6 protein-coding genes and 1 pseudogene are annotated in these 5405 nt (G+C 41.1%); all 7 read left to right on the forward strand.

Annotated elements, in window-relative coordinates; genetic code table 11:
* Positions 1-110: pseudogene (locus AC1M9P_RS14545) on the forward strand (catechol 1,2-dioxygenase); the annotation flags it as partial.
* A gap of 74 nt (positions 111-184) precedes the next feature.
* Positions 185-1567, forward strand: a complete 1383-nt coding sequence (gene benA, locus AC1M9P_RS14550) for a benzoate 1,2-dioxygenase large subunit (RefSeq protein ID WP_035270495.1) — start codon at positions 185-187, stop codon at positions 1565-1567.
* Positions 1564-2067 (forward strand): benzoate 1,2-dioxygenase small subunit, encoded by a 504-nt coding sequence (gene benB, locus AC1M9P_RS14555; RefSeq protein WP_035270498.1) that lies wholly within the window; start codon positions 1564-1566, stop codon positions 2065-2067. The genes benA and benB overlap by 4 nt, the downstream gene beginning before the upstream one ends.
* 90 nt (positions 2068-2157) lie before the next feature.
* Positions 2158-3174 carry a benzoate 1,2-dioxygenase electron transfer component BenC gene (gene benC / locus AC1M9P_RS14560; protein ID WP_035270501.1) on the forward strand — a complete coding sequence of 339 codons (1017 nt, stop codon included), beginning with the start codon at positions 2158-2160 and terminating at the stop codon, positions 3172-3174.
* 13 nt (positions 3175-3187) lie between these two features.
* Positions 3188-3967, forward strand: coding sequence for a 1,6-dihydroxycyclohexa-2,4-diene-1-carboxylate dehydrogenase (locus tag AC1M9P_RS14565; protein ID WP_481588082.1), 780 nt, complete (start codon positions 3188-3190; stop codon positions 3965-3967).
* 56 nt (positions 3968-4023) lie between these two features.
* Positions 4024-5232, forward strand: coding sequence for a benzoate/H(+) symporter BenE (benE, locus tag AC1M9P_RS14570; RefSeq protein ID WP_180000663.1), 1209 nt, complete (start codon positions 4024-4026; stop codon positions 5230-5232).
* Between the two features lie 43 nt (positions 5233-5275).
* A partial coding sequence (locus AC1M9P_RS14575; RefSeq protein WP_481588083.1) for a CoA-transferase occupies positions 5276-5405 on the forward strand: 130 nt, incomplete at its 3' end.

Below are 5405 nucleotides of genomic sequence, written 5' to 3' on the forward strand. Positions count from 1 at the left end.
GTCGTGGTCTGAAAGGTGCGTTCAAACATATTCAATTTGACATTGAATTAGTGAAAGACGTTGAAGGTGCGCCTTCTACTGAAGTTGAACGTCGCCGCGCATCAGCTTAAATCAATTAGTCGGAATCGGGATAAGTCAATTATCCCGATGACTTCCCCTCAATTTGGAAAGTCGGAGAACGTCCATGCCACGTATTCCTGTAATTAATACCAGCCATCTAGATCGTCTTGATGAGTTACTTGTAGACAACTTTGAGACAGGTGAGTTTAAACTTCATCGTTCAGTTTTCACTGATCAAGCCCTTTTTGACCTTGAAATGAAATACATCTTTGAGGGTAATTGGGTTTACTTGGCACACGAAAGCCAAATTCCAAATAACAATGATTATTACACGACACACATCGGTCGTCAGCCAATCGTGATTGCTCGTAACCGTCAAGGCGAGCTAAATGCAATGATCAATGCGTGTTCACACCGTGGTGCACAACTTTGCCGTAACAAACGTGGTAATAAGGCTACTTATACTTGCCCATTCCATGGTTGGACGTTCAATAACTCAGGCAAACTTTTAAAAGTTAAAGACCCAACAGATGCAGGTTATTCTGACTGCTTTAACAAAGAAGGATCACATGATCTTAAGAAAGTTGCACGTTTTGAAAGTTATAAAGGCTTCTTATTCGGTAGCTTAAACCCAGACGTCTTGCCATTAGAAGAATTCTTAGGTGAAACGACTAAAATTATCGATATGATCGTGGGTCAGTCTGATCAAGGTTTAGAAGTTTTACGTGGTGCCTCAACTTATACATACGAAGGAAACTGGAAACTCACTGCTGAAAATGGTGCAGATGGTTACCATGTATCTGCAGTTCACTGGAATTATGCTGCGACTACGCAACAACGTAAAGAAAAACAAGCTGGCGACAATATCCGTGCAATGAGCGCAGGATCTTGGGGTAAACAAGGCGGTGGTTCTTACGGTTTTGAAAATGGTCACATGTTGCTTTGGACACAATGGGCTAACCCTGAAGACCGCCCTAACTTCCCTAAAGCAGATGAATACTCTGAGAAATTCGGTCCTGCTATGTCGAAGTGGATGATCGAGCGCTCACGTAACCTTTGCTTATATCCAAACGTTTATTTGATGGATCAGTTCGGTTCACAAATCCGTGTACTTCGCCCAATTGCTGTCGATAAAACTGAAGTAACAATTTACTGCATCGCACCTGTAGGTGAAGAGCCAGAAGCTCGCGCACGCCGTATTCGTCAATATGAAGATTTCTTCAATGCTTCAGGTATGGCGACACCAGATGACTTAGAAGAATTCCGTGCATGTCAAGCAGGTTATGCTGGTATCGAACTTGAGTGGAACGATATGTGCCGTGGCTCAAAGCATTGGATCAATGGCCCAGATGATGCAGCAAACGAAATTGGCCTAAAACCTAAACTTTCAGGCGTTAAAACTGAAGACGAAGGTTTATACCTTGCGCAACATCAACATTGGTTAGAAGAAATGAAACGTGCGATTAAAGCAGAACAAGCTTTAGCTGAACAAGGAGATAACGCATGAGTAACGCGAATCTTGAAGCAACTTTAGAATCAGTGAGCCAGTTCTTATTTAAAGAAGCGCGCCTACTTGATGATGAACAGTGGGATGAATGGTTAGAGTGCTATGCACCTACAGCATCGTTCTGGATGCCATCTTGGGATGACTACAATACATTAACTGAAGATCCTCAATCAGAAATCTCGTTAATTTATTATCCAGATCGTCAAGGTTTAGAGGACCGCGTGTTCCGTATCAAAACTGAACGCTCTTCTGCAACAATGCCTGATACACGTACAAGCCACAATATTAACAATATTGAAATTCTTGAACGTCATGAAGATAAGGTTGTTGTTCGTTTCAACTGGAATACTTTAAGTTACCGCTACCAAAAGTCGTACAGCTACTTCGGCATGTCACGCTACGAAATCAATTTGTCTGGTGAAAAACCACAAATTTTAAATAAATATGTGGTACTTAAAAATGATTACATCAACCAAGTAATCGACGTATATCACCTGTAATTAGTAAATAACAAGTTCAGTAACTACCAAATGGAATTTTGGTAGTTACACAAAAAAATTGTTCAAAAGATTCTTAAAGGATATTCAGCCATGTCAAACCATAATGTTGCACTTCAATTTGAAGATGGCGTAACCCGATTTATTTCAGTTGCACAAGGCGAAACGCTTTCTGACGCTGCATATCGTCAAAAGATTAATATTCCGCTGGATTGCCGTGATGGTGCATGTGGTACTTGTCGAGCTTTTTGTGAGTCTGGCAGCTATGACATGCCTGAAGAAACTTATATTGAAGATGCACTTACACCAGAAGAGGCTGAGCAAGGCTATATCTTAGCTTGCCAGTGCCGTCCTACTTCAGATGCAGTTTTCCAAATTCAAGCATCATCTGATGTATGTAAAACTCAAATTCATCAATATCAAGGTACACTTTCTCGTGTAGAAAACTTATCTGAATCTACAATTACCTTTGATATTCAACTAGACGAGGGTCAGCCAGATATCAATTTCCTTGCTGGTCAGTATGTAAATGTAGGTATTCCTGGATCAACTGAAACACGTTCATACTCTTTCAGCTCTAAGCCAGGTAACCGTTTGACCGGCTTTGTTGTTCGTAACGTTCCTAACGGTAAGATGAGTAGCTTCTTAAGCAGCGAAGCGAAAGTCGGCGACAAAATGACATTCACTGGTCCATTTGGTAGCTTCTACTTACGTAATGTAGTACGCCCTGTAGTAATGCTTGCTGGTGGTACAGGTATTGCTCCATTTATGTCGATGCTTCAAGTATTAGAAGAAAAAGGTTCTGAACATCCAGTACGTTTAGTTTTTGGTGTAACCAATGACTTTGACCTAGTTGCTATTGAAGAACTCAACAAACTTCAAGAAAAACTTGATTGGTTTGAATACCGTACCGTAGTTGCAAACCCAGAATCTGCACACGAACGTAAAGGTTATGTGACAGGCCACATTGAAACTGAATGGCTCAACGGTGGTGATGTAGACGTTTACCTCTGTGGTCCTGTTCCTATGGTAGATGCAGTTCGTGGTTGGTTAGATGCTGAAGGCGTTAAACCTGCAAACTTCTTATTCGAAAAATTCTCTGCGAATTAAAGTGGAGAGGAACATGAATCAAAGATTTGAAAATAAAATCGTAATCGTCACTGGTGCCGCTCAAGGCATCGGTCGCGGTGTTGCTCTTCAAGCAGCTAGCGAAGGTGCAAAAGTTGTACTGGCTGACCGTGCTGAATACGTGAAGACCACACTTGAAGAAATTACGACTCAAGGTGGCACAGGTGTTACTGTCTTAGCTGATCTTGAAACCTATGCTGGTGCACAATCCGTTGTAAATAAAGCGATCGAGATTTTTGGCCGAATTGATGTGCTGATCAACAATGTTGGTGGTGCGATTTGGATGAAACCTTTTGAAGAGTTTTCTGAAGAGGAAATTATTAAAGAGATCAATCGTTCTTTATTTCCAACTTTATGGAGTTGTCGTGCAGTTTTACCACACATGCAACACCAAAAATCTGGTGTGATCGTGAATGTATCATCTATCGCCACATGTGGAATTAACCGTCTTCCATATTCTGCAGCTAAAGGTGGTGTAAATAGTTTTACTCAATCAATGGCATTTGCACATGCTAAAGATGGTATCCGCATCAATGCAGTGGCTACAGGTGGTACTGAAGCTCCACCACGTGTAATTCCACGTAATACTTCACCACTATCTGAGCAAGATCAAGCTTGGATGCAAGAAGTGGTTGATCAAACAATTGACCGCAGCTACATGAAACGCTATGGCACTATTCAAGAACAAGTAAATGCTATTTTGTTCCTTGCTTCAGATGAGTCTTCATACATTACAGGCACAGTCGTACCTGTAGGTGGTGGTGATCAGGGTTAACCCTGATCACGGACTCTTTAAATTCACAGGATCATTGACGCAAGGAGGCAAATACAATGGCAACCCTGTTTAAAACACTAAAAGAAGATTGGTCTATTTCCGCCACTGTCGCTGGCTTTTTAGCTGTATTGATTTCATATGCCGGACCATTAATTATTTTCTTTCAAGCAGCACAACAAGCCCAAGTTTCACCAGACATGATGATTTCATGGATTTGGGGTATCTCAATTGGTGCTGCTGTAGCTGGAATTCTATTATCAATAAAATTTAAAGTTCCTGTCATTACCGCTTGGTCGGCACCTGGTACTGCTCTGCTAGTCACACTTTTTCCAGATATATCACTGAATGAAGCAGTTGCTGCATATATCACTACAGCTGTAGTGATTTTCATCATTGGTATTACTGGATATTTCGACAAACTATTGGCTTTGATACCGCAATCAGTGGCTGCAGGAATGATGGCTGGTATCTTATGTCAGTTCGGATTTGGTCTTTTTACCGCGACCAATACCATGCCATATATCGTGTTTGGAATGCTTATTTCGTATCTGATTGCTAAGCGTTTAACACCTCGATATGCCATGCTTTTTGTATTGGCAGCTGGTATTTTCATGAGTTTAGTCCTCGGAAAATTCAATGCTGTGAATATGGAGTTTTCACTTGCAATACCCCAATTCATTGCGCCCGAGTGGACGCTTAACTCTTTTCTAAATCTTGCAGTACCTCTTATTTTAGTCAGCCTTTCTGGTCAATTTTTACCTGGCATGGCAATTTTGAAATTAAGTGGCTATGACATTCAAGCAAAACCCATTATTACCACTACCAGTATCGCATCGTTAGCTGTTGCTTGTGTGGGCGGAATCACCATTGTCCTGGCATCAATAACAGCCGCACTCTGTACAGGAAAAGATGCACATGAGCTCAAAGAGAAACGTTATATCGCAGGTATTGCGAACGGTATTTTCTATATTTTAGGTGGTTTATTTGCAGGCAGCATTGTGATGCTTTTTAGCTTACTGCCTAAAGAACTTGTTGCTGCATTAGCAGGTTTAGCACTTTTAGGTGCTATTGCTACAAATTTACACGTTGCTATGTTCCAAGAAAAGGATCGTGACGCAGCTCTCCTTACTTTCTTGGCGACTGTTTCAGGTATGCAATTTTTAGGTTTAAGTTCAGTTTTTTGGGGAATCTGTATTGGTATTTTAGCGCACGTGATTTTAACGAAGCGTCAAAATACTACCCCATCATCGTCTACATCGACCTGATCATATTAAAGGTAAATGTAGATCGTTTGTTTAGGAAGTGATTATGATTGATAAAAGCTCAGCGTCTTTAACCGAAGCCCTCTCCCAAATTAAAGACGGTTCAACCATTATGATTGGTGGGTTTGGTACTGCAGGTCAGCCTGCTGAACTCATCGATGGCTTAATTGAACTCG

Source organism: Acinetobacter sp. 25-47-122 (assembly GCF_056779695.1).

Excerpts from the sequence above, each read along its gene's own strand:
- benA (WP_035270495.1), top strand. The coding sequence starts at position 185 with ATGCCACGTATTCCTGTAATTAATACCAGCCATCTAGATCGTCTTGAT.
- benB (WP_035270498.1), top strand. The coding sequence starts at position 1,564 with ATGAGTAACGCGAATCTTGAAGCAACTTTAGAATCAGTGAGCCAGTTC.
- benC (WP_035270501.1), top strand. The coding sequence starts at position 2,158 with ATGTCAAACCATAATGTTGCACTTCAATTTGAAGATGGCGTAACCCGA.
- AC1M9P_RS14565 (WP_481588082.1), top strand. The coding sequence starts at position 3,188 with ATGAATCAAAGATTTGAAAATAAAATCGTAATCGTCACTGGTGCCGCT.
- benE (WP_180000663.1), top strand. The coding sequence starts at position 4,024 with ATGGCAACCCTGTTTAAAACACTAAAAGAAGATTGGTCTATTTCCGCC.